The following is a 23844-nucleotide window of genomic DNA, read 5'->3' as shown; positions in this document are numbered from 1 at the left end:
TTTATCGAATAAGTAATAAAAATAAACTTTTTGGTGTTTTTTACAATTTAATAAAATTTCCATATTTTAACCTCTTTTTTTGATTGTGGAATTTCCACATCCAGCAAAAAATATCTCTTTTATCAAAGTCAAAAAACTTTTGCTAATATAGTTATTACAAAAACATAAAAGGAGCATAAATTATGGCTAAAAATAACAATAAATACTATAAACAATCAGTCTCTCCATTGGAATATGAATTTAATGGATTCAAAGGAAAAATGAGAGCTGTTAACTGAAACATCATTGATGATGATAAAGACTTAGAAGTGTGAAACAGAATTACACAAAACTTCTGATTACCAGAAAAAATTCCTGTATCAAACGATATTCCATCATGAAGAACTTTAAGTGATGAATGACAAACATTAATAACAAGAACCTTTACAGGTTTAACAATGCTAGATACAATTCAAGCAACAGTTTGTGATATTGCACAAATTCCTAACTCACTAACTGACCATGAACAAGTTATATATGCTAACTTTGCATTTATGGTTGCGGTGCATGCTAGATCATATGGAACAATTTTTTCAACTTTATGTTCAAGTGAACAAATTGAAGAAGCGCATGAATGAGTAATTGATAATGAAGACTTACAAGAAAGAGCAAGATTATTATTACCATACTACCACAACGAAGATCCATTAAAATCAAAAGTTGCAGCAGCACTTATGCCTGGATTCTTATTATATGGTGGATTTTACTTGCCATTCTGATTATCAGCTAGATCAAAATTACCTAATACATCAGATATTATTAGATTAATATTAAGAGATAAAGTTATTCATAACTACTATAGTGGTTACAAATATCAAAAGAAAGTAGCTAGATTATCAGAAGCTAGAAAAGCTGAAATGAAAACATTCGTATTTGAATTATTAGACAAATTAATAGTTGCAGAAAAGAAATTTTTAACAAAATTATATGAAGGATTTGACTTAGCAGATGATGCTATTAGATTTAGTGTTTATAATGCTGGAAAATTCTTACAAAACTTAGGATATGATTCACCATTTACAGAAGAAGAAACAAGAATTGAACCAGAAATTTTTGCTCAACTTTCTGCTAGAGCTGATGAAAATCATGACTTCTTCTCAGGAAACGGTTCATCTTATGTTATGGGTGTCACTGAAGAAACAGAAGATGAAGATTGAGAATTTTAATTTAAGGTAGGTATAGAAAAATGCATGAAGATGTTATCAAAGTGTCAGGGAAAGACATAGTAAAACCAACAGGAGATGTTTTAGTAGTTTACTATTCATCTATATCAAACAACACACACCGTTTCATTATCAAATTAAATAGACCAGCAGTAAGAATTCCTTACGAAATTGATGATGAAATTGAAGTAAATAAAGATTATATTCTTATTACACCAACATACAGTGGTGGAGGAGAATTTAAAGAAGGTGCTGTTCCAAAACAAGTTATTAAATTCTTAAATAAAGAATCAAATAGAAAACATTGTCGTGGAGTTATTGCAAGTGGAAACACAAATTTTGGTGATACATTTGCACTAGCAGGACCAATTTTATCTAAAAAATTAAATGTTCCATTACTATATCAATTCGAGTTATTAGGAACAGATTCAGACGTTAAAAACATTGCAAAAATGTTAGACGAATTCTGAGGAAAATAGGAGATTTATGAAAAAGAAAACTAAACTTGCAGACTTTAATGACTTTGATGAGTATATAGCACTTAATGCCAAAAGTAAACTTTTTACATTTGGTAAAAATGACTTTTTTCAAGACATAGAAGCTGCAAGGTTGTACATGAAGCACAACGCTTTACCAAACACTAGAGAATTTGAAAGTGTAAAAGAAAGATTTCAATATTTAATCAAACACAACTATTACGAAGCCGAATTAGTAAATAAATATAGTTTTGAAGACATCGAAGCACTTAGAGAATATGCTTTAAGTTTCCACTTTAAATTCACTTCATTTATGGGAGCTTTAAAATTCTATAATGCATACTGTTTAAAATCATTTGATGATACAGAATATTTAGAACGTTATGAAGATAGAGCTTTAATGAATGCTTTATTTATCGGAAATGGTAATGTAGAAGTTGCTAAAAATACTCTTGAAGAAATTATGACAGGTAGATATCAACCTGCTACACCTACATTTTTAAATGCTGGTAAAAAACAACGTGGTGAATATATTTCGTGTTATTTATTAAGAGTTGAAGATAATATGGAATCTATTGCTAGAGCAATTTCTACTTCTTTACAACTTTCAAAACGTGGAGGTGGTGTTGCTTTATGTTTAACAAACTTACGTGAATTAGGTGCTCCAATTAAAAATATCGAAAATCAAGCAACAGGTGTTATTCCTGTTATGAAGATTTTAGAAGATTCATTCTCATATGCTAATCAATTAGGTCAACGTCAAGGTGCAGGTGTAGTTTATCTTAGTGCACACCACCCTGATGTTATGACTTTCTTAGATTCAAAAAGAGAAAATGCTGACGAAAAAATTCGTATTAAATCACTTTCATTAGGATTAGTAGTTCCAGATATTACATTTGAATTAGCTAAGAAAAATGAAGACATGTCTTTATTCTCACCATATGACGTTGAAAAAGTTTATAAAAAACCATTTAGTGATATTTCAATAACAAAAGAATACTACAACATGTTAAATAATAAAGCTATTAAAAAAACATATGTTAGTGCTAGAAAATTCTTTACTTCTATTGCTGAATTACACTTTGAATCTGGTTATCCATATTTATTATTTGATGACACAGTAAACGACAGAAGTGCACTTCCTGGAAGAATAATTATGTCAAACTTGTGTTCTGAAATAGCTCAACCAAGCTCACCAAGTACATATAATGCTGATTTATCATACAAAACAATGGGTGAAGATATTGCATGTAACTTAGGTTCAATGAACATTGACAAATTAATGCATGCTGGAGAAAAATTCTCAGAATCAATTTACCGTTCAATTTATGCTTTAAATCATATTTCAACAAATTCAGATTTAAGCTCAGCTCCAACAATTGAAAAAGGTAACAAAAAAAATAGAGCTATAGGACTTGGTGCTATGAACCTACACGGTTTTTTAGCTGTTAACCATATTTTCTATAATTCACAAGAAGCTGTAGAATTTACAGACTTATTCTTCTATACATTTGCATACCACGCTTTTAAAGCATCAAATAGATTAGTAAAAGATGGATTTGGTAAATTTGAAGGATTCGAAAATACAAAATTTGCAACTGGAGAATATTTTGATAAATATACAAAAGTTAGCGATGAAGAATATAAACCAAAACATGCTTCAGTAGCAGAATTATTTAGAAAACACAATGTTCATATTCCTACAAAACAAGAATGAAAAGAATTATCTAAAGAAATTCAAAAAACAGGACTTGCTAACTCACACTTAATGGCTATAGCTCCTACTGGTTCAATCAGTTACTTATCAGGATGTACACCAAGTTTACAACCAGTTGTTTCTGATGTTGAAGTTAGAAAAGAAGGAAAATTAGGTCGTGTATATGTTCCAGCTTACAAAATAAGTGATGAAAACAAAGAATTCTATAAATTAGGCGCTTATGAAGTAGGACCAATGCCAATTATTGACATTGTAGCTGCTGCTCAAAAACACATTGACCAAGCAATCTCATTAACATTATTTGTTAAAGATACTGTAACTACTCGTGACTTAAATAAAGCTTACATTTATGCATTCAGCAAAAAATGTGCTTCAATTTATTATGTACGAATCAGACAAGACGTTCTAGAAGGAAGTGAAAACTTAGATGAAGACACTTCAAGTTACTCAGAATGTACAACATGTGTAATTTAATTATTTACCCATGAACAAGTCAAAAAAGTAAAATTTAATAATAATTAAAAATTTTTAACAGCTACACCACTAGCTGTTTTTTTATACAAAAAACTCGGATACACCGAGCTTTTTACTATTTTAATTCTACTGAAGCTTTATACATTCGATTTGTTCTAACACCGGGTTTAATTTCTCCATTAATTGAATATACATTTTCATTTAATGCCACAAGTGCATGTCCACAAGGTGCATCAAATGGAATTTCACCAATAGAGCTTCATTTATCAGTTAATGAATCGTAAATTAAAATCTTTTTATTTCATCCGTATCAACTAACTTCAGCACCAAAATAAATTTTTTTATAATCAGCTAAAGCTTGATCTTTTAATGTTGATAATTGTTTATTGGCATCATTTCACAAATCATAATTAAATCCACCAATAATCATCATTTTAGTATCACTTATCTTAATAGAATTAGCTCCTAAAAGCAATAGCTTTTGACCTTCTACATCTACGTCGCCTACCTTATTTCAGACTTTTTTGTCAAGATCATAGGCATAACCGTCAGTATACGAGACATTTGATCCACCACTAAACACATAAAACTTATTGTCAAGTATTTGTCCTACTGTTTGTTGTCTAGCTTCTCCAGGAAAAGCGCTTAACTCTTCGGTTTTATTCATTTGTAAATCATAAACAAAAAACTTATTACTATTTGCTAGTTTCTTTTCAGCATTTTCAAACTTACCTACTCCAAAATAAATTTTTCCGTCTTTATAATTAGCTACACCACTTTCAAAAGCAAGCGGTAGTTGTCCAACAACTTCAACCTTTAATTTGTTATTAACAATTGTTACTTTTTTAACATCTCTTCAATGTTCTTGATTAGGACTTCCACCTAAATAATAAATTGCATTTTGTTCTGGAACATTTACTGATGCTCCATAACCTATTTCATGATCAAGTTGCAATTGATCTTGAACTTCAAGTTTGTTATTTACATCTTTAAGTAAATAAAGATCTTTGTGTGTTACCTTCTTACCGCCATTTTCAAGAGCTTCAGGAAAATTGGTACCTCCACCAACTACAATTAAATTGCCAATTGTTCCTTGAAGTAGACCTGCTACTCCAACATTTTTTTCATATCCTTTTTGTGCTGGTAAGTCACCTGCATGTTGTCATAAAAGTTTTTGATTTTGTACATCAGCAAGTTTTTTAACACTTTGTTTGGTATTTGCGCATGATACAATAGTTGCAATTGGCACTATTGATAATGCAGCAAGAGTTAGAATTTTTTTATTCATTTTTTCTCCGTATGCACATACCAATAAAATTATAAGTTTAATATTCTAAATGCTTAAATGTGGAAAAAATGTGGAACAAAACGATAAAAAAAGAGCACTTTATAGTGCTTCTTATTTTGAATTGTTTTTGTTGTAATATTCAACGTTGAACTTTTCAAATTCATCTACTTTTACTAATGTATAGTCACTTAAATCCATTTTTAAGTAAACATCTCCATTGAATTCGCCTTTAATTCTTGAAATAATTAATTCATTAGCAAATTGATAATATTTTTCATAAATAGATTTTCCACCAGATATAAATAAAAATTTTTCTGAGTTTTTAAATTTTTCAAATAATTCAAAAAGTTCTATTTCATTGTGAATCACAGTACAATCTTGATCAATTTCTTCGTGTGATAAAACATAATTATCTCTTTGTTCTAATTTACCTGGTAAGCCCAAAAACGTTGTTCTACCAAATAATAATGCATGATTCAATGTTGTCTTTTTAAAATGAATAAATTCATCTTTAATATGTCATGGCATTTTGTCACCATTGCCAATTAAATTATTTTTGTCTATAGCTACAATTAATTTGATCATTAAACTGCCACCTCTGCTTTAATCTTTGCATGAGATTTATAATCTTCTATTTTGATATCTTCATATTTAAAGTCAAAAATATTTTTAATTTCTTTATTTAATGATAAAGTAGGTAATTTAAAAGGTCTTCTAGCTAATTGTTCATTAACTTGTTCATAGTGATTTGAGTAAATATGAGCATCACCTATTGTGTGCACAAATTCTCCTACTCTTAAACCTGTAACTTGAGCTACCATATGTAAAAGTAATGAGTATGAAGCAATATTAAAAGGAACACCTAAAAATAAGTCACCACTTCTTTGATAAAGTTGTAGCGATAATTCATCATTTGATGAAACATAAAATTGAAATAAAGCATGACATGGTGGAAGAGCCATTTGATCAACTAGTGCAGGGTTTCAAGCATTAACAATCATTCTTCTTGAAAAAGGTTTTTCTTTTAATTCTTGAATAATTTTTGTAATTTGATCAACACCATTAAAATCTCTTCATTGTTTACCATAAACCGGTCCTAAATCACCATGTTTTTGTGCAAAATCATCATCTGTTTTAATTTTTTGAATAAATTGTTCTAATGTTTCGTTTTTAAAGTCACTTGATTTTTTAAATTTTTCATATGGTCATTCATTTCATATGTTTACGTTATTATCAACTAAGTATTTAATATTTGTATCGCCTTTTAAAAATCATAACAATTCAATAACAATTGCTTTTCAAGCCATTTTTTTGGTTGTTAAAAGAGGAAATCCTTTTCTTAAATCATATCTTGTTTGTGTTCCAAAAATTCCAATTGTTCCTACTCCAGTACGGTCTCTTCTTACCATTCCTTCATTTAAAACAGTTTTTATTAATTTTAAATATTGTTTCATATATACTCCTTATTTTTTTACTTCTAATAATTATATAAAAATAGATTTAGAATTTACATTTTACTATAAATTTCCACTTATAAATATGCATTTTTTTAACTTAATATTTTTTTAATTATTTTTCATTAATTTAAGCCTTTATCTCTCTTTTTTTCATAAACTATATATAATAATTTTTATATTGCTATTAAATAGCGCTAGAAAGTAAATATGAGAGAAGAAAAATTCAAAAAAGATTTCAGAGGTTCTAGAGAATCTAGAGCACCTAGAGATTTTAACAGATCAAAACCAACGAACATTCGTTCTTGAAAAAAAGACGATGACAAAAATAAAGATGACTTTAAACCTAAGTTCGAAAAGAAAGACCCTTTAAAAGAAGAATTCGATATTAAAAAAGAATTCGAAAGTATTAAAAAATTAGAAGAATTAATTAATGAATACAATACTATGTTAAAAAACTACAAAGGTATTGTTTTAACAGAATGATTTAAAGAAAAATATAAAGAATTACCTATTGAAACTAAAGAATATTTAGAAGACGTAGAAATTTATGTTTTAAGAATGTCAACTATTCTTAACAATAAAAAAGAAAAATTTTCTAAACTTTTAGCATCAAGTCATGAAAGTTCTATGAACTTAGTTTCAAGTGTTAAAGAAAGAGATAAAGACCAAAAACCTGCATACAAAAAAATAGTTGATGAATTCAAACTAGAAGCTATGAACAAATAAAATAAAATTAACAAAAAACACTATGGCGCAAGGCTTTAGTGTTTTTTTTGGTTTGTTTTTTAAAATTTTTATTAGAAAACAAACTTATTATTTCAAAAAAAGAATAAAAAAAATAGCAGCTCTCTATTTTCACGTTTCCGCTATCGTCGACACTAAAAGGCTTAACTACTGAGTTCGGAATGGATTCAGGTGATCCCTTTTGCTATAACCACTATGACTATTATATACATAAATTTTTATTTTCAAAATAATTATTTATTTTTTTTAATACAAAATTATTTGTATCTGGCATATTTATAAAAAAAGAAAATTGAACCTTATATTGGCTCAACTTTTATATTTAGTTATTAGTAACTATATCCACCACTACTTGCTTTTGGTGCTGCTCCCGCTGGATTAGCAACAGTATTTTTTTCTGGTGTTTTTGGTTTAAAGTTTGCTAAGTCAGCTTCATCTGCTTTTTTGTAACTTCAACCTAATTCTGCTGGATTAGTTAATTTAGCTTGCACAGCTCATCTAACTAATGAGTTTTGTGCTGCTGATGAAAATTGTCTAATGTATTGATTAAATGGTCTAACACTTGTTCTTCCATCACCTGAAGGTACGTCAAATTTAGCTAATTCATCATCAAAAGCTTTGAATGCTGCTGCTAATTTTTTGACAGATTCTTTATTTGAAGTTTGATCAGGTGATCAATTTTTTGCTTTGTTTCTTAAAGTAATTAATTTAACTAATGTTCCTACTGCTGGAACTCATGTAGGTGCAATTTTATTATGAAATTCCATAAATTCAGCCATATTTGTTGGTAATGCTTTTGGTAAAGCTGCAACTTGATCTTCAAGATTTTTTATGTGTGTCATAAATCCTGTTTTTTGGATATCTGCTGGAGCTTTTGATTCACCAGCACCATTTCAATCACTTAAGTAAATTGCTCATATTTTTTGGAATTGTTCTTTAGTAAGTAATTTGTCTCCTGCTCCTTCAATAGGATTTTTAACAAATTTAAACACTTCTTCATTTGCTTTGATAGTTATATCCTCGTTAAACACTTTTCAAGCAGCAACTAATTTTGTTCAAGATGCACTAACTGGTGCTAAATTGTTTTTTAAAGCAGTAATTTCTTCTGAAATTTTCTTTCATTCTCTTGCAACTAATTGTGCTTGCATTGTAGCGTCAAATCCTTCAATAACTGGTTTAAAGTCAAATGATGAATTTTCTAAGTCTGCTAATTCCATTGATACATGTAACATATCAATAGTTTGCAATTCTCTGGCTGTCATTAATGCTGTTAAAAACATTAAGTATTCAGTATTTTTAGGATAAGATAAATCTTTTACAACATTTCAGTACATACCTTGTAAAGCTTCAAAGAATCTAGCTAAATCTAGCGATGTAGCGTTTTCTAGTTTTAAAAAGTTAAAGAATACGTTTTTTTCGTTTCCAAAGTAAGCTTGTAATCTTTTCATCGATGATTCTGTTAATAAATCACTAAATGTTACATTATCTTTTGTTTTTCCTTCAGGTAAAAATAAATTAATTTTTTCATCTAAGTCTTTATTACCGTTTCATTGTGCTGCTAATTCAACACCTTTACTCATTAATTTATTTGCTTCATCAACAATATTTTTTCTTAATGCTAGTAAATCTTTTTTAGCTTCTGGTGTAGCTAATGCTGTTGCATCTTTTGTTGAAAACGCCTTTAGCATAGTTGAAATTGTACTTGACTTACTTGAATCAAACATATCTGCATAAGCTGAAACCATAGCTGAGAATTGCTTATAAATAGCATCTTCTGGACTTACTTTAGAACCAGTAGCAGTTGCTGCTCTGTATCAAGCTCCTCTAAATCCTTGTGGATTAGTTCCATCATATTTTTTAAAACCTTCTTTTCCTTCGTCTCCAGGTCTATTTCCATTTGCTAAATCAATTAAATTTCTTACTTGGTTGGCTGTACCAACAACATTATTTTTACTAGTTACTAAAAAATCTTTATTAGGAAAAGTTCCTAACTTAGAAACTAATTCCTTGTTAGATGATAATGGTTTAGAAGTTGTTGCCATACTATCTCCTGATCCTTGTGTTTTTGCAGGTGCACAACTAGCAGCAATAATTGGTAATGCTAATGCAGTTAATCCACCAAACATAAGTAAATATTTCTTTTTCATATTTTCTCCTTAGTAATTTTTCATATTATACCAATAAAAAATCAATAATTAAAGCAAAAACATTGATTTATGCTTATTTATGCTTAATTTTTGCTTTTTTCAAAATGAATTATTATTATTTTTAATATGAAAAAAAATAAAACATCATCTCTGATATTTTGTAATTGAAATTTAATTATTATTAAAAAAAGAATAAAAAAATAGCAGCTCTCTATTTTCACGTTTCCGCTATCGTCGACACTAAAAGGCTTAACTACTGAGTTCGGAATGGATTCAGGTGATCCCTTTTGCTATAACCACTATGAGTATTATATACAAAAAAATTTTTATGTCAAGAAAAAAATTATTTTTTTATTTCTTAAAAATATTATAAAAAAAGTAGTGATTAGCTACTTTAAAAATATTTTAATCTCGATAGTGACTATTGTCATAGTAAGGTTCTGGCTCTGGTTTAGTTTCTTGTTTGCTTTCAATTTCTGTTTTTACTTGTTTTTCTTTTGTATTGCTATAATCAGAAACGCTTTCTTCACTATTTTGCTCTTCTTCAATTTTTTTTATTTTTTCAACTCTTTCTTCTTCATTTTTTTAATTCGATGATTTTCTTCTTCTGTAATATCTCTTTGTACATATATAAAAGGATTAGGTTCAGTATGATCTCTTTTTATTAAGTTAAATAAAAAGATTAAAGCTATTAATCCAACAAATGGTGCAAACATTGCTATTACTATTAATACACAATTGTTTCTTGAGTAGTTAACATTTTCATTTTTATAGCTGAAAAATAATGCAATGTTACACAATAAATTAATTAAAAAATGACAAATTACTAACGGCATAAATTCTTTTGAATTAAACATTTCTTTTATTACTGTTACAAAATCCGTTACTATTATTCCAGCATATGTATAAAAGAGTTTACTTGCTTCATCAGATGGATAAAATTTGACTAAAAATCATATCATGTAAGTGATGACAAATAGTGTTGTTATAAATTTTAAAATAGTAGCAATAGTTAGAGAATCAGATGGCTTGATTTGTTTTTGCATATAAATTACTTTAAGTATTTAATGCTTATAATTATACAAAAAACCTAGTCATAATATAACTAAGTCTTTGTAATTATTTTTCTAATTTGTAAGCAAAATAGGTATCTGATTTTCAATAGATTTTTTCTTTTGTTTCTTGATTAGTTAATTCATAAATGACTTGGTAATAGCCATAATCGGATTCTTGAGCAGTTTTTTTGGTGTATTCTATATTTCTTGAATTACCTGTTTTAATTACTACATTATTATGAACTAATTTTCATCCTAAATCGAATTTATTTACATTATATTCACCTAATTCAACCTTCATATCAATTTCATTTTCTGAAGTTGTTAGTTTATTTGAAATATGTTTAAAATTAGAACCAGAAATTGGTGATAAAACATTGGATAAATTTTCTGTGAATTTAATAGTTAACGTATTGCTTTTTGTTGTTCTTTTTTCATCAAAAGCATCTTTTATTACTACATAAACTTTCATACCATCTTTTAATTTATTTTTTGCAATAATAAAGTTTATATCTTTAACTTTATGAGTTTCGACCGGGATGTTATCTAAGTATCAAGTGTATGTAATATTTTTGCTATCTTCTAAACTATCACCAAAATGAGAAACAGCTCTAACGTTAAATACTTGATCATAATTTCTTGCGTTAGCATCAACATATTTTATAGAGTCTAAATCCTTATGAATGTAAGGCTTATTCGAACCTGTAGTAAATGGTTTTTTAAATAATGTTTCATTTAATTTAATAGTTTCCATTAATTTATTGTATTCATCATCTCATTGATGATCTTTTTTATCTTTGTTGGATGTGTAATACGTTTTATATTCTTTTATTTTGTTTTCAAATGCTGTTTTTTGTTCTTGAGTAATTTCAAATCTACCAGTTCCTACTTTCATTAAGGAATTCAAAAGTCTAGCTCTTGATAATGTATCATTAAATGAACTAGCACTTTGTTTATATGTTTCAGGCACGCTTTGAGCTAAAATAGTATTTTTTAAATCAATTCTTTTTATAGTGCTATCCACTGGCATTCCATCATTTCTTTGTCCACTTAGCAATACACCATCTGGTGTTAAATACATTGATTGGTGACTATATTGGAATGGAGCACTAATATTGTAAAAGTCAACAAATTTTTTAGTTCTTAAATCATAAGCTATAGGAATTGTTCTACCTCTATTATCAGATAAACGTTTAGCAAAAATCAAAAAGTTTTTGTATTTTAACATACTTATTTCATTGAATTTAAATTTAGATTCTTCAACAAGTTTTTGAAAATCTTCAACTTCTTTCGGTTCTCCATTAATATCAGTTAGTTGGTAAAGTTTACTTCTTTGTTTACCATCATTAGTACCTTTATCTTTTTTAATATCGTAACCATAAAAGTATCATGACTTAGTAACCTCATCATAAAATGGTGCACTACTTGTAGAATAAACTCTAGCAAAATATGATTTGTTTTTTTCTGTTGCTTTTACTTGTTCACCAGCACCTTTATGATCTCATAATTTTGTTAATCAATTACGTTTTGCATCTGTTCCGTATCTTATTGTTCCATCACTTTCTGTTGAAGCAAATTCTTTGTCAGTATTTAAGAATGAACCTACATAACTATATGTTGTAATAGAAGCAATATATGACTTATTCATTCTATTTTTTTCTGGTTTCATAAAGGTTGGATCGGCGTTATATCATTTACCATCTAATTTAACTTTTGTTCAAGCATGTATGTCAGAAACTACTGGTATAGAAGCAATATTTGCAGCAGATAAAACAAGTTGATATCTTTCAGCTCAATCTCCACAGATACCCATGTCATTTAATAATCTATTTTCATAAACTCCACGGTTTGCTGGTACATATTCGGTTGTATCAACAACATATCTAATAAGTTCAAATGCTTTTTCTGTGTCTGACATACTTGGACGTAATCTTTCAAGACCTTTTGTTACAAAATCATAAATTGAATGTCTTGAGTATGAACTTAAAATTTCAGCATTTGAATAAAGTTTAAATACATATTTGCCACTTGAAGGATCTAAAAAGATATTAGGACATAAAACATTATCTGATGAAGAGTTTAATAAATAAGTATTTTCTATATAGTAATCTTTATAGAATTCAGTTATGGCTTCAGCTATATCTTTGTCACTGAGTTTTAAATCTAAAATAACTTCTTTTTGATTACCTCTTTTGATAAGTTCTAATATTAATTCAAGAAATTCTTTTTTGTTATTAACTACATAATCACTTTTTTCTTCTTTAGGTTGTTTATAGGTAAATACGAAATTTTTTTCATGTGCTAAATTAGTAATTAAAGAGTTTTCAAAATCATTAAGTGTGCCTGATGGCTTTATAGGTTGACTTGGGCTAGAAGGGATGCTTGGAGTTGTTGTTGAACTTGAGTTTTTAGTTTTAAATCCACTGATTTCTTTAGAGAATTCAACTGATAAACTGTTTTTACTTAAACGCCCAATAACTTTAATTGAATCACTTGTTCTTTCAGTTATTTGTAAACCGCTTACTTCAAATAAGCTACCATCGTAGTTTGATATTTCTACGCCGCTTGCTAATGATTCAGTGGTTAGTGTTAAAGTCTTGTTTGGATAATCAATTAATAGTTTTTCAACTGCTGAATTAAGTTTATCTTGAAGTTCTTTATTTACATCAACTTCGGCGCTTGTTGCTTTCTTAAAATTGCTAATTGTTTTAGTGAAATATTTGCTTGTTTTTGATTCATCATTTTTGAATGAAAGTTTACCTTGAATAGTTATCTGATCAGCCGATGCTGAAATGATTTTAAGTTCAGATAAAGTTAAGTTAGATTTGTCATAATCAGGAATAATAATCTCACTATCTTGAGTGCTTAGTGGTGAAACATTTTGTTTGTTCTTATAATCAAAAACTAATTTTTCTGCTTCTATTTCAAGTTTTTTTTCAACTTCTGCTGTTGCGCTTGTTTGATTTGAATCGGTATTGATGCTAGCGTTACATGCTAAAGTAAAAGCAGGCAGAACTAATGTACTGCTAATTGCTAATAAGTTTAATAATTTCTTTTTCATGCCCTTATTTTATCAAAAATAATTAGTTATTTTGTGCTTTTTTTTGTTCATAAAAAGGCCAAAAAAACAAGCTAAAAAGCTTGTTGTTTTTTTAAATTATGCTTTAAATTTTTGAGAATATTTAGTACGTCATCACTTGCTTTTTTTCAAGTAATAAATCCCAATTGTTTGTCCAACTGTTCATAGTCCTGTAATTATTCAGTACACTTGAACACCGGCTGTAAATATAACTGTTATAACTAAGAAAACAAGCATAATTATTTTCTGAGTTTTTTCTGATTTTTTCAGTGCATCGTTTTCTGCTATTGAGATACGTTCTTTTAAACGTTTCTTATTTAATAAACGAGGTAGCAATTGTGATGCTAGTTGCACACCAAGGGCAACTATGATTATTCCTAAATATTGTCATTGACCAGCAAATAAACTTTGATATGAAGTAGATGAGAAGTTTAATCCCAATCACACCGTTGATTTAATTTCAGGCATACATTGTATTACCCGTCACATGGCAAAGAATACCGGCATGGAAATAATAATACTTAAAAATTGATCTAGAGGGTTAATATTATGTTTTTTATAAAGCTTTTGCAACTCTTGCTGCTTTCTAGCTTTCATCATTTTATTGTTGGCAAAATCTTTATACTTAGCTTCAATCTGCGCTTTTTTACCACGCAAGTCTTCTTGTATTGATTGTCCAACAATGCTTTTAAATGTTACTATTAAAGAAAATGTTTTTATTACTATAACAACTATAATAATAACAAATATAGTTTCTCAACCAGCCATAGCAGGAAATGCTTGTCTTAAGTGTTGAGATACATAAGAAATAGGATAAACTATTAATCCATAGAATGGTCCTAAACCTCATGATTCACCTCAACTAGTAATAGGTTTTTGTTCCACTGATGAATAAGCTAATTTTGAGCCTACTTGTCATTCGAAAGTTGTAATAGTATCATATCTATTTTCAGCTCCTTCACTAACTAAAGCGCTTGGTTTATAGCCAAATTCGTTTAATTGTGCTGCTAAAGTTTGATGATAAGTTAATATTGCTTCTTTTTGTAAAAATGATAAATTAACTTCTTGTTTTGCCTTTAATTTATCAATAATATTTTCTTTAATAAATGTACTTGGGTCTTTACCTTCAAAAATATCTGTTCATTTTTTATTTGCAAAGGTATTATCATAAACTAGTTGTATAACATCTCTTGAAAATAAGGCATTAGCTTTATTTTCATCAGTTAATTTATCAAAAGTCATATCAATTTTTGCAAGACCAGAAGCTCATGAAATTGTTCCAGAATTTTCATTTGGAGTTTTTAATGGGCTAGGCAAAACTTTTTTATTTGCATCTTCTGCAATTGCAAAAGTATAAATATCTTTAAAAGTAGTTACCGGTTTATAAAGTTTTGCATTGTCAACTTTAAATAAATAACGATCATTAACTAAATGAATATCACTATTTGTTAATCCTTGTTTGTTTACTTCTAATTTAATCGCTGAATTTAAAGAGTTATATGCTCCATATTGACCTTGGTCATCAGCTGTTTGTTTTCTTAATTTTTCTAAAACATCTTTGTTTGAAACCAAGATGTTTTCATCGCTTATGTTTGTTACGGTAGGTAGTTTGATTACTTCAGCGTCTTTTGCGCTTGATTTTTTAACAGATAGTGAGTCTGTTACTTCTAGTCCTTTTACTCTAGGAGCTATGTCGCTTTCACGAACATAAAGTTCTAGTCCAGCACCAGTTTCACCAGCTGTCTTAATTGCAAACGACTGAACACAACCTGTCATTGTAAGTCCAAAAACTAAAACATATAAAGTTATTTTGAGTCAATATCAAATTCTTTTTAATGTGTTTTTTTTCTTTTCAACTGGGTCTTTGTCGTTTGTGAAGTAATCAAATTTATTTGATCTTTTTTGATTCATTCTTAAACTTCTCTAACATTTTTTGTATAGATTCTTTTTTAAGTGCAAAGTCTGCATTTAAAAATTCTTTTCGAACAATAAAAACAAAATGATAATTAAGTTCATAAATATTCGCTTGATGAATAATTGCTCTTAATTGTCTTTTGTAATAATTTCGCCATACTGCATTAGCAAACTTTTTAGGAACAGTAATTCCTACTTTTAAAGAGTCTGCTTTTTGATAATATGCAACCAAAAAATTGTTTGAAAATTGTTTATTCCTTCTAATCAAGTCATTAAATTCTCAATTTTTTTGTAGACGATATTGTTTTTTCATTATTTATCAGATACTGTTAATTGTTTTCTACCTTTAGCTCTTCTAGCGGCTAAAACTTTTCTTCCATTAGCGGTTTTCATTCTTGCTCTAAATCCATGAACTTTAGCATGTTTACGCTTGTTTGGTTGGAATGTTCTTTTACTCATTATTGCCTCCTTGTTTATTAATAAGTGCTTTTAAATTATACAAAAAAAATAATTTTTAGTGCTTTTATTTTAAAATACATTATTTCTTGGTTTTTTGTAATTAATTATTTAGTATAAAAATACCTTTTGTAATATAATTTTAATTACTATTGGAGGCAAAATGCTTAACATAAAATTTATATTAGAAAATGAAGTAAAAATAAGACAATCATTAATTAATCGTAACAATGATTTAGATAAGTTTGAAAAGATTTTAGAGCTAGGAAAAAAGCGTGGCGCAATCATGTCACATGCGCAATCACTTAGTGCACAATTAGCAAAATTATCAAAAGAATTTGGTATTTATAAAAATGACAAAAGCGCTATAGACAAGTTAAAAAAGGAAATAGCGCAAGTAAAAGAAATTCAAAATCAAGCAAATGCAGAAGCTAATGAATTAAATTCACAAATTACAGAATTATTAAGTTATATACCTAACTTACCATTAGATGAAATTCCTGTTGGTAAAGATGAATTAATGAACAAAGTAATTAAGACTTATGATCATTTAGGAAGAGGTTTAGTTTCAGGTAAAAAACCTCATTATGAAATAGCTAAAGAGCTTGATTTGTTTGATTTAGAACGTGCTGTTAAAATGTCAGGATCTAGATTTGTTTTATATAAAAATAAAGGTGCTAAATTAGTTAGAGCGCTAATGAATTTTATGTTAGATCTGCATGAAACTAAAGGATATGAAGAAATTTTACCTCCAGTTTTAGTAAAAGATAAAATGCTTTTTGGAACTGGTCAATTACCTAAATTTAAAGAAGATTTATTCTTCTTAGAATCATCTAATTTATATTTAATTCCTACTGCTGAAGTTCCTTTGACAAATATTTATAACGATGAAATTGTTGATTTATCAAAACCTTTAGCATTTACAGCGTTTACTGAATGTTTTAGATCTGAAGCAGGTAGCTCAGGTAAAGATACAAGAGGAATAATTCGAAATCATCAGTTTAAAAAAGTAGAACTAGTAAAAATAACAAGTGAACAAGACGCTATTAGTGAATATGAAAAAATGGTTGAAGATGCTAAAGATGTTTTGGTTAAACTTGAAATACCGTTTCGTGAATTATTATTATGCACTGGGGATTTAGGTTTTAGCGCTCGTAAAACTATCGATTTAGAATTATGATTACCAAGTGAAATAAAATACCGTGAAGTATCAAGTATAAGTTACATGGGAGACTTTCAAGCGCGTAGAGGAATGATTAGATATAGAGATCAAAACAACGCTACTCAATATGCACATACTATGAATGGATCTGGTTTAGCTATAGATAGAATCATTGCATCTATTTTAGAAAATTATCAAAATGAAGATGGTTCAATTACAGTGCCTAAAGTACTAATTCCTTATATGAACGGTTTAGAGGTAATTAAATAAATGATTAATCAGTTTCAAACAAAAAGTTCACAAGATCTAGACTTATCTTTTACTTTTATGATCACTAATTTTGAAAACAGAGTCTTTTATATTTCATTAGGTAAGATGCTTAGAGATATAAAATATACTCAGCAATACAACGAATGATTTATGGAAGATTTATTATTTTTTCTAGAAAAAAACAAATATCAATTAAGATTTGATCTAGAAAAAATAGTTTTAAGTAATTGAGAGAATCTAAATTTATCAGAATCTAATCTAAAAGAATTCCAAGAATTTTTAAAAACTAAAATTACCAATTTTGACTTGGTCATAGCTTAATAAATTAAAAGTAATAAAAAACAAAGAAATTAATTTTCTTTGTTTTTTCTTCATGGTAGTCTATAAATAAGTTTAAGTCCAAGTCCTAAAACTGGTGGTAATACACTGGCTCCTATTAATAATAGGATGTTTAAAATAATTTGTACAAATATGTTTTGCCCTTTATAAAATAAAGGATTTATAGGATTTAGGAATTTGTATATTGTTATATCTGCAGCGTCATATACATCTTTAGTAGTTTGAGGATCAGGTAAATTTGCATATTTATGTGTTGCACTAAAAGCAATAAGTGCAAATATAAAGTATCCTAATACAAGTAAACTACTTAGTATTATTGCTTTTTTAGACAAGCTAAAATCTTTTCTAACAAATATAAACATAATATATGCAATCATAGGATTAACTACATGAACAATAATACTTTTAATACTTGAATCTACTCTCTTTCATGAATTTCCATTTCATGAAATTAATGCTCAAAACACAATAAATGTAATTGATATTCATGTCATTGACACAAATAAAAACGATTGTGTTTTTTTGTTTTTTCAATAAAAAGGATAAATAATAAAGTTTATTGCCAATAAATAATTACTTATACTTGTAAATGTTAATGTACTTCTTCATATTGTAGCTAATGCAGAAGGTATAATGTTTTTTTCTCTTAAAAAGCTTATTACTTCTGAATTGTCTACTTTAGCATAGAGTCTTTCTGAAAAAGCGTAAAAGTCCAATATTGTAACTGTTAGTGTTAAGACTAGCATAACAATTCCTACAAGTAAAAAGACTTTTTGTTTCTTTTCTCATGAAGACATAAAATCAAATAATGTTTCTTTTAAATTTTTCATGTGCTTATTATATAACTAATTTTATTATTTAACTATTTAAAAAAACAACCAATTACAATTGTAATTGATTGAATTTTTTGGATTAATTAGCTTCTATAAACAATGGATGGTCTGAGTAATTGATTGTATATCCTTCCATAATTTTATATGCATAATCAAACCCTTTTGTAATTAATATAATACTTGTTTTCTCTGAACCACTGTTGTTATAAGTTGTTAAGTTAAAGTAAAATGTAAATCTTAATAAAATTTCATTTGGAACATCAAATGTTTCTTTTATGAATAAATCTGCAATAAATATTTTTTTATTATTATCGACTACATATAAATCATTAAATAGATTTTTTACTGTAGTAAAATCATTTATTTGACCATTTGATGGTCTATTTTTAGCTTTATTTATATATTTTGATTTCAGGCTAATGTATAAATTTTTATTTTTTAGAATTGTATTAAACATTTTTTCATATAAACTTGACAATTTATTATGAAACATTTTAACTTTATCACTTGTTTTAAATTCGCTTTTTTTAGAATAATACTCATTAATTATGATTTCTTCTATTTTTTCAGCTTCTTTTAATGTTTCAGGAGTTATTTCTGCATATTTATTCATATCTTTATTATAAGCATCATTAATTGTTTGAAATAATTCTTTTAATGAATCAACAGAAAGAGATTGATTGCTTAATTTAGTATTTGTTCGGTTAAACCTATCAACCATTAGTTGTTTAAAATCGGTATATAAATGCTTTGATACTTTTTTATCTACCTTATTAATTCAGAAATTCTTAGATTTTTCGTTAACTTCAGTAATTTTGTCTCTTAATTCTTGAATTTCTTTATCTATAACTGCTTTTTCTGTTTTTAATCTTTGGACTTCAGCATCTAGTTTAGATTTTAAATCATCTAATTTAGCTTTTGTTGTGGAATCGTTATTGTTTTCTTTTGCATTTTTTAAAGGTTCTACTAGTTTTTGTTTAGTAGAAATATAAGAAGTGTTTGAGTTTAAAGAATCATCAAATTGTCTAGCTGTAGATATTGAGGCATTTAAAGTACTTAATGAATTTTGTACATCTTGTTTTTTATTTGTTAATTGAGGTTTTAGTTCATTAAATTTAGATTCTAATTTATTTAGAATTTCTGTTAATTTAGAAACAGGTAAATTTGGTGTTTTTTTTGAAGTGTCTGCTGTTGAGTGAGCATTATTCAATTCTGTTTTTAAATCAGTATAATCAGGATTTTGATTAAATTCTTTTAAAAAGTTTGTAACCTCACTTAATTTAGTATCTATTTTTTGTTTTTCGTCACTAATTAATTTTTCAGCTTTTGCTTTACCCTCAATAGCTTTTTCCATTTCACTAGTTAAAGTATCTAAAATTGCTTTTAGGTCTACTTGAGTTTTTGAAGGTATGTGTGAATCTTCTTTTGCTTTATCGTTTGCTTTAACTAAAGCATCCTTTAATGTAGTAAAGTCAGTATTTGCTTGTAACGATGTAACAATCTTGTTTGATTCTTCGATTTTGGCTGTAATTTTATCTTTTGCAGCTTGTAATAACTTATCAACTTTGTCTTTTTCACCTTTAGCATTTGCTATAGCATTATTTAATTGGTTTGCAAATTCTTTTAATTCTTCAAGTGATTTAGTTGTATCATCTTTAGAAGTTTTAATAGGATTTAAAACGTTTGTTAATTTAGTTTTTTCTGCTGAATAATCGTTATTTGTAGATAATAATTGAACTAAATCATCTGCCTCTTTTATTTTGGCTTCTAGATTAAGTCTTTCATCAACCTTAACTTTTTCATTTTTAGCAGTTGTATATGCAGAATTTAATTCAGATAATAATGTTTTTAACTCTTCTTTTGTTTTTGTATCAACATCTATATTATTCGTTGCATTATCTTTAGCAGTTTGTAATTTTTGTTTAATAGAAGTATATTTATCTTCATTACCTAATTGACTTAATAACGGTTCTACTTCTTCTAATTTATTATTAATTAACTTTTGTTGTTGTTTAATAAGTTCTTTAGCAGCATCAAGTAATCCTTGTTGTTTTTGTAACTCATCTTTTACTCTTTGAGTTTCGGTTTTTAATTCTTGTTCTGTTTTACTTGAATTATCTTTAAATTGTGTAGCTGTCGTTTTTAAATCACTTAAAGAAGATTTAATAACGGCAAAATCAGTATTTGCATTAATTGTTGTATTTAATGAATCAACTTTCTTGATTTCTTCATCTAAAGAGCTTTTTGCCTGTTTTAATTTTTTGTCTATAACAGTTTTTTCTGCTTTATATGACTCTGTTTTGCTTGCAAGAGCTGCGTTTAATTTATCTAATTCATCTTTAGACATTGTATCGGTTCCGACTTTAGCTTTTGCAATCTCTTGTTCTAATTTTTGTTTAGTTGCAGCATAATCATTATTTGTTTTTAAATTATCTAAAACGCCTTGTGCGACTTCAATAGATGCTTTTAAAGTGTTTAGAGAACTTGTAATAGCTTGTTTTTTATCATTTAATTGAGATGTAACATCTTTTAATTTAGTGTCTAGAGTGCTCAATATTTCAGTTAATTTAGTAACTGATGTATTAGCAACATCTTTATCTTCTTTTGCTTTACTGTTTGCTTGTTTTAATTCTTTTTTAAGAGTAGCATAATCTGGATTAGCATTGAATTCAGTTAGTTTATCTTTACTTTCTTGTATTTTTTTATCTATTTTGGCTTTTTCTTCTGCTATTAATCTATCTTTTTCAGTTTTAGCATCTGTTGCTTCTTTAATTTTATTTGTTAAAGTTTGTAGAGCAGTTTCTAATTCTGCTTTAGATTTAGAATTATTTTCTTTTGTTGCTTTAGCTTCATCTATTGCACTAGTTAATTTAGATTTTGCAACAGCATAATCAGTGTTTGTTAATAATGAAGTTAATGTGCTGTTTGCTTCGGTTATTTTGTTATCTAAATTACCTCTTGCTGTAGTTAATAAAGCATCAGTTGCTGCTTTTTCAGATTTTGAAGTTTGTAATGCTTCTTTTAATTCATTTGACAATTTTTTTAGGTTTTCAGAAGAAATGCTAGGTTTATCTTTTTCTTCTTTTACTGAATCTAATTTTGCTTGTAATTTTTGTTTATTTGTTAAGTAATCATCATTAGATTCTAATGAAGTAATCATTTTTTCTACTAATGTTATTTGTTCATTTAAAGTTAATTTTTCATCTACTTGATTCTTGCTTTCTTTAGCGTCGTTTAATGCACTTGTAATAGCTTGTAATGATGCTATTAATTCTTCTTTAGATTTTGTTTCATCTTTTGAATCTGCAGTAGGTTTAGTTTTTGCGTTGTTTAATACATCTTTTAATGTGTTGTATTTTTCATTATTTTCTAATGTTGTTATAAAGTTATTAACTTTTTCTAATTCAGCCACCAACTTTTCTTTTTCACTATTTATGGCTTGTTTTGCTGCCTCTAGAGCTTGTTTTTGCGTATTATGTGACTGTTTTAGAGCTTCTAATCCTGCATTAATTTCTTCAATGGTTTTTGTTTTGTCATCTTTAATTGCATTAGATGCTCCTAGAACTTCTACTAATTTTTGTTTTACCGTTTGGTAATCAGGATTTGTATTAATTCCGTTTGATAATTCTTGTACTTTTGCAATTTCTACAGTTAATTTATTTCTTGCACTAGAAACTTCTTTATCTTTGTTTAATTTATTGGTTCTAGATTGTTCTAGTTTTTGTATAAACTCTTGCAACAACACTTCTAATTGAGATTTTGTTTTTGTTTTATCAACTTTTGCTGTTTCCCAAGATTTTACTATATTGTCTAAATCAGATTTAATTGCAGCAAAATCTTTGTAAGAAGCTCATTCTTCTTTTATAAATGTTGAAATTTCTGTTACTTTTTGATTTATTTGTGTTCTTATAGCTTCATGTTCATTTTCTTTAGCTAATTTTGCTTGTTTAGCAGTGTTAATAGAATTTTCTAAATCTATTTTTAGTTCATTTAATTTATTAGAATCCGCGTCATTTATAGAATTTCTTGTAGATTCCACTTTTTGTTTAAGGGTTTCAGCGGCTTCACTAAAATCTGAGTTTTCTTTCATTGATTCAGTTAGTTGAGTAGCTTCGGATAATTTTTCTTCTAATAACGTGATATTATCGATTATTGTTTTTCTATCCTTAACTGCGTTTAATGCATCACTTAAGTTTGTAAATGATTTTTCTAGATCGGTTAATGGTAATAAATCATTATTGCTATCAGTGCTAGCTTGTGATTTTAATGTTTTAATTATCAACTCTAGAACTTTATATTTATCTTGCCCACCAATTTCGTTTAAAAATTCTTCTACTTCTGCTAATTTATTAGTTATTTTAAGTTTTTCAGCATCTATTTTGCCTTTAGTAGTTTCATATAATGCTTTTTGTTCATTGTGTGAAGTAGTTAATGTTTCTAAGGCCTTTTGTATGTTAACTTTTGATTCATCATTATTTTCTTTAATCTTGGTTGCAGTGTTTATTGATGCAATTAAAGTATCTTTAATGGTTTTATAATCAGTGTTAGCATTAATATTAGAATTAAATTGTGTAACTTCTTTTATTTTTTCGTCTAATTTTTGTTTAAGTGTTTTTAATTCTTTATCTAAATTTGTTTTATTTTCTTTAGCTTTTGCAAATTTAGCTTCAACATCTGCTAATTTTGTAGTTAATTGTCCACTTGTTTTAGATTTATCTGCTTTTTCATTATTTCATGAACTAGCAATTTCTTCTAATTCATTTTTTATTGAATTATAGTCTGGATGTGTTTTTGAAATGCTTTCTAAAAATGTAGATACTTCAGAAACTTTTCCAGTTATTTTTACTCTTACAGCTTCTTGCGCATGTTCTAATGATTCTTTGGATTTAGTTGTTGATTGAATTAAAGCTTCTAATGTTGTGTTTAGTTCTTTTAATATTTCTAAGTTTGCAGTGTCAGTTGTTTTTTCACTATTTGTTTGATCTATTTTTTCTTTTAAAGCAATTTTTAAATTATTAAATTCAGCATTAATAGCTAATTCACTATCAAGTTTTTTAGCTTTAGCAATTGTCTCGTTTAAAATTTCTGTTTGATCAATTATTGCTTTTCTGTCTTGCATATTTTTTAATCCTTTACTTAAAGCTTCTAAAGTAGGTGATTTATATTTTTCAGCAGTTCTAGTTTCATCCATTAAATGATTTTTTGCCGTTTCTTTAATAGCGTTTAAAATT

At 27.4% G+C, this 23844-nt stretch carries 17 protein-coding genes and 2 rRNA genes; 6 read left to right on the top strand and 13 right to left on the bottom strand.

The annotated features are described in order from the left end of the window. Positions 1–182 precede the first annotated feature (182 nt). Genes nrdF through nrdE form a run of 3 tightly spaced genes read left to right on the top strand, consistent with a single transcriptional unit; the run spans position 183 to position 3869 of the window. Positions 183–1205 (top strand): class 1b ribonucleoside-diphosphate reductase subunit beta, encoded by a 1023-nt coding sequence (gene nrdF / locus MALL_RS03175; protein ID WP_005683729.1) that lies wholly within the window; start codon positions 183–185, stop codon positions 1203–1205. 20 nt (positions 1206–1225) lie between these two features. Next, positions 1226–1681, top strand: coding sequence for a class Ib ribonucleoside-diphosphate reductase assembly flavoprotein NrdI (gene nrdI / locus MALL_RS03170; RefSeq protein WP_005683938.1), 456 nt, complete (start codon positions 1226–1228; stop codon positions 1679–1681). Positions 1682–1688: 7 nt separating this feature from the next. Further along, on the top strand, positions 1689–3869 hold the full coding sequence (gene nrdE, locus MALL_RS03165; protein WP_005683984.1) for a class 1b ribonucleoside-diphosphate reductase subunit alpha: 2181 nt from the start codon (positions 1689–1691) through the stop codon (positions 3867–3869). Between the two features lie 115 nt (positions 3870–3984). On the opposite strand, the gene MALL_RS03160 is transcribed toward nrdE, so the two are convergent. The 3 genes from MALL_RS03160 to MALL_RS03150 all read right to left on the bottom strand — a co-directional run bounded on the left by MALL_RS03160 (position 3985) and on the right by MALL_RS03150 (position 6611). Next, entirely contained in the window at positions 3985–5157 is a 1173-nt protein-coding gene (locus tag MALL_RS03160; protein WP_005683807.1) for a cyclically-permuted mutarotase family protein, read from the bottom strand. Positions 5158–5268: 111 nt separating this feature from the next. Next, positions 5269–5742, bottom strand: coding sequence for a dihydrofolate reductase (locus MALL_RS03155; RefSeq protein WP_005683778.1), 474 nt, complete (start codon positions 5740–5742; stop codon positions 5269–5271). After that, positions 5742–6611, bottom strand: coding sequence for a thymidylate synthase (locus MALL_RS03150; RefSeq protein WP_005683998.1), 870 nt, complete (start codon positions 6609–6611; stop codon positions 5742–5744). The genes MALL_RS03155 and MALL_RS03150 overlap by 1 nt, the downstream gene beginning before the upstream one ends. A gap of 210 nt (positions 6612–6821) precedes the next feature. On the opposite strand from MALL_RS03150, the gene MALL_RS03145 reads away from it, so the two are divergent. Next, positions 6822–7340, top strand: a complete 519-nt coding sequence (locus MALL_RS03145) for a hypothetical protein (RefSeq protein ID WP_040545606.1) — start codon at positions 6822–6824, stop codon at positions 7338–7340. Between the two features lie 110 nt (positions 7341–7450). Here the strand turns inward: MALL_RS03145 and rrf (MALL_RS03140) are convergent. The 8 genes from rrf (MALL_RS03140) to rpmH all read right to left on the bottom strand — a co-directional run bounded on the left by rrf (MALL_RS03140) (position 7451) and on the right by rpmH (position 16012). Continuing rightward, positions 7451–7556 (bottom strand): 5S ribosomal RNA (gene rrf / locus MALL_RS03140). A gap of 131 nt (positions 7557–7687) precedes the next feature. Beyond that, positions 7688–9505: a hypothetical protein gene (locus tag MALL_RS03135; RefSeq protein ID WP_005683929.1), complete on the bottom strand. Its 1818-nt coding sequence runs from the start codon at positions 9503–9505 to the stop codon at positions 7688–7690. A 198-nt stretch (positions 9506–9703) separates the two neighbouring features. After that, positions 9704–9809, bottom strand: a 5S ribosomal RNA gene (gene rrf, locus MALL_RS03130). A gap of 250 nt (positions 9810–10059) precedes the next feature. Next, complete coding sequence (locus MALL_RS03125) at positions 10060–10551, bottom strand: hypothetical protein (protein WP_040545604.1); 492 nt, start codon at positions 10549–10551, stop codon at positions 10060–10062. Positions 10552–10624: 73 nt separating this feature from the next. Then, positions 10625–13621 (bottom strand): transglutaminase-like domain-containing protein, encoded by a 2997-nt coding sequence (locus MALL_RS03120; protein ID WP_005683789.1) that lies wholly within the window; start codon positions 13619–13621, stop codon positions 10625–10627. A gap of 96 nt (positions 13622–13717) precedes the next feature. Further along, complete coding sequence (yidC, locus tag MALL_RS03115; protein WP_005683859.1) at positions 13718–15550, bottom strand: membrane protein insertase YidC; 1833 nt, start codon at positions 15548–15550, stop codon at positions 13718–13720. Then, a complete protein-coding gene (gene rnpA / locus MALL_RS03110) occupies positions 15528–15866 on the bottom strand; it encodes a ribonuclease P protein component (protein ID WP_005683961.1) in 339 nt (112 codons plus the stop codon). Before rnpA ends, yidC begins: the two co-directional genes overlap by 23 nt. Next, positions 15866–16012 (bottom strand): 50S ribosomal protein L34, encoded by a 147-nt coding sequence (gene rpmH / locus MALL_RS03105; protein WP_005683732.1) that lies wholly within the window; start codon positions 16010–16012, stop codon positions 15866–15868. Before rpmH ends, rnpA begins: the two co-directional genes overlap by 1 nt. Before the next feature lie 160 nt (positions 16013–16172). On the opposite strand from rpmH, the gene serS reads away from it, so the two are divergent. Together serS and MALL_RS03095 are read left to right on the top strand one after the other, a co-directional pair. Further along, the gene (gene serS, locus MALL_RS03100; protein WP_005683847.1) at positions 16173–17441 is read left to right on the top strand and encodes a serine--tRNA ligase; all 1269 of its coding nucleotides are present in this window, start codon (positions 16173–16175) and stop codon (positions 17439–17441) included. Beyond that, entirely contained in the window at positions 17442–17762 is a 321-nt protein-coding gene (locus MALL_RS03095; protein ID WP_005683991.1) for a hypothetical protein, read from the top strand. Positions 17763–17791: 29 nt separating this feature from the next. On the opposite strand, the gene MALL_RS03090 is transcribed toward MALL_RS03095, so the two are convergent. Then, the gene (locus MALL_RS03090; protein ID WP_005683779.1) at positions 17792–18610 is read right to left on the bottom strand and encodes an MAGa3780 family membrane protein; all 819 of its coding nucleotides are present in this window, start codon (positions 18608–18610) and stop codon (positions 17792–17794) included. A gap of 82 nt (positions 18611–18692) precedes the next feature. Beyond that, complete coding sequence (locus MALL_RS03085) at positions 18693–23804, bottom strand: coiled-coil domain-containing protein (RefSeq protein ID WP_005683829.1); 5112 nt, start codon at positions 23802–23804, stop codon at positions 18693–18695. Positions 23805–23844: the final 40 nt, after the last annotated feature.

Source organism: Mycoplasmopsis alligatoris A21JP2 (assembly GCF_000178375.1).
Taxonomy (GTDB): Bacteria; Bacillota_I; Bacilli_A; order Mycoplasmatales; family Metamycoplasmataceae; genus Mycoplasmopsis; species Mycoplasmopsis alligatoris.
Note: the sequence above shows the minus strand (reverse complement) of the source record. Positions and strands in the feature narration are given on the sequence as shown.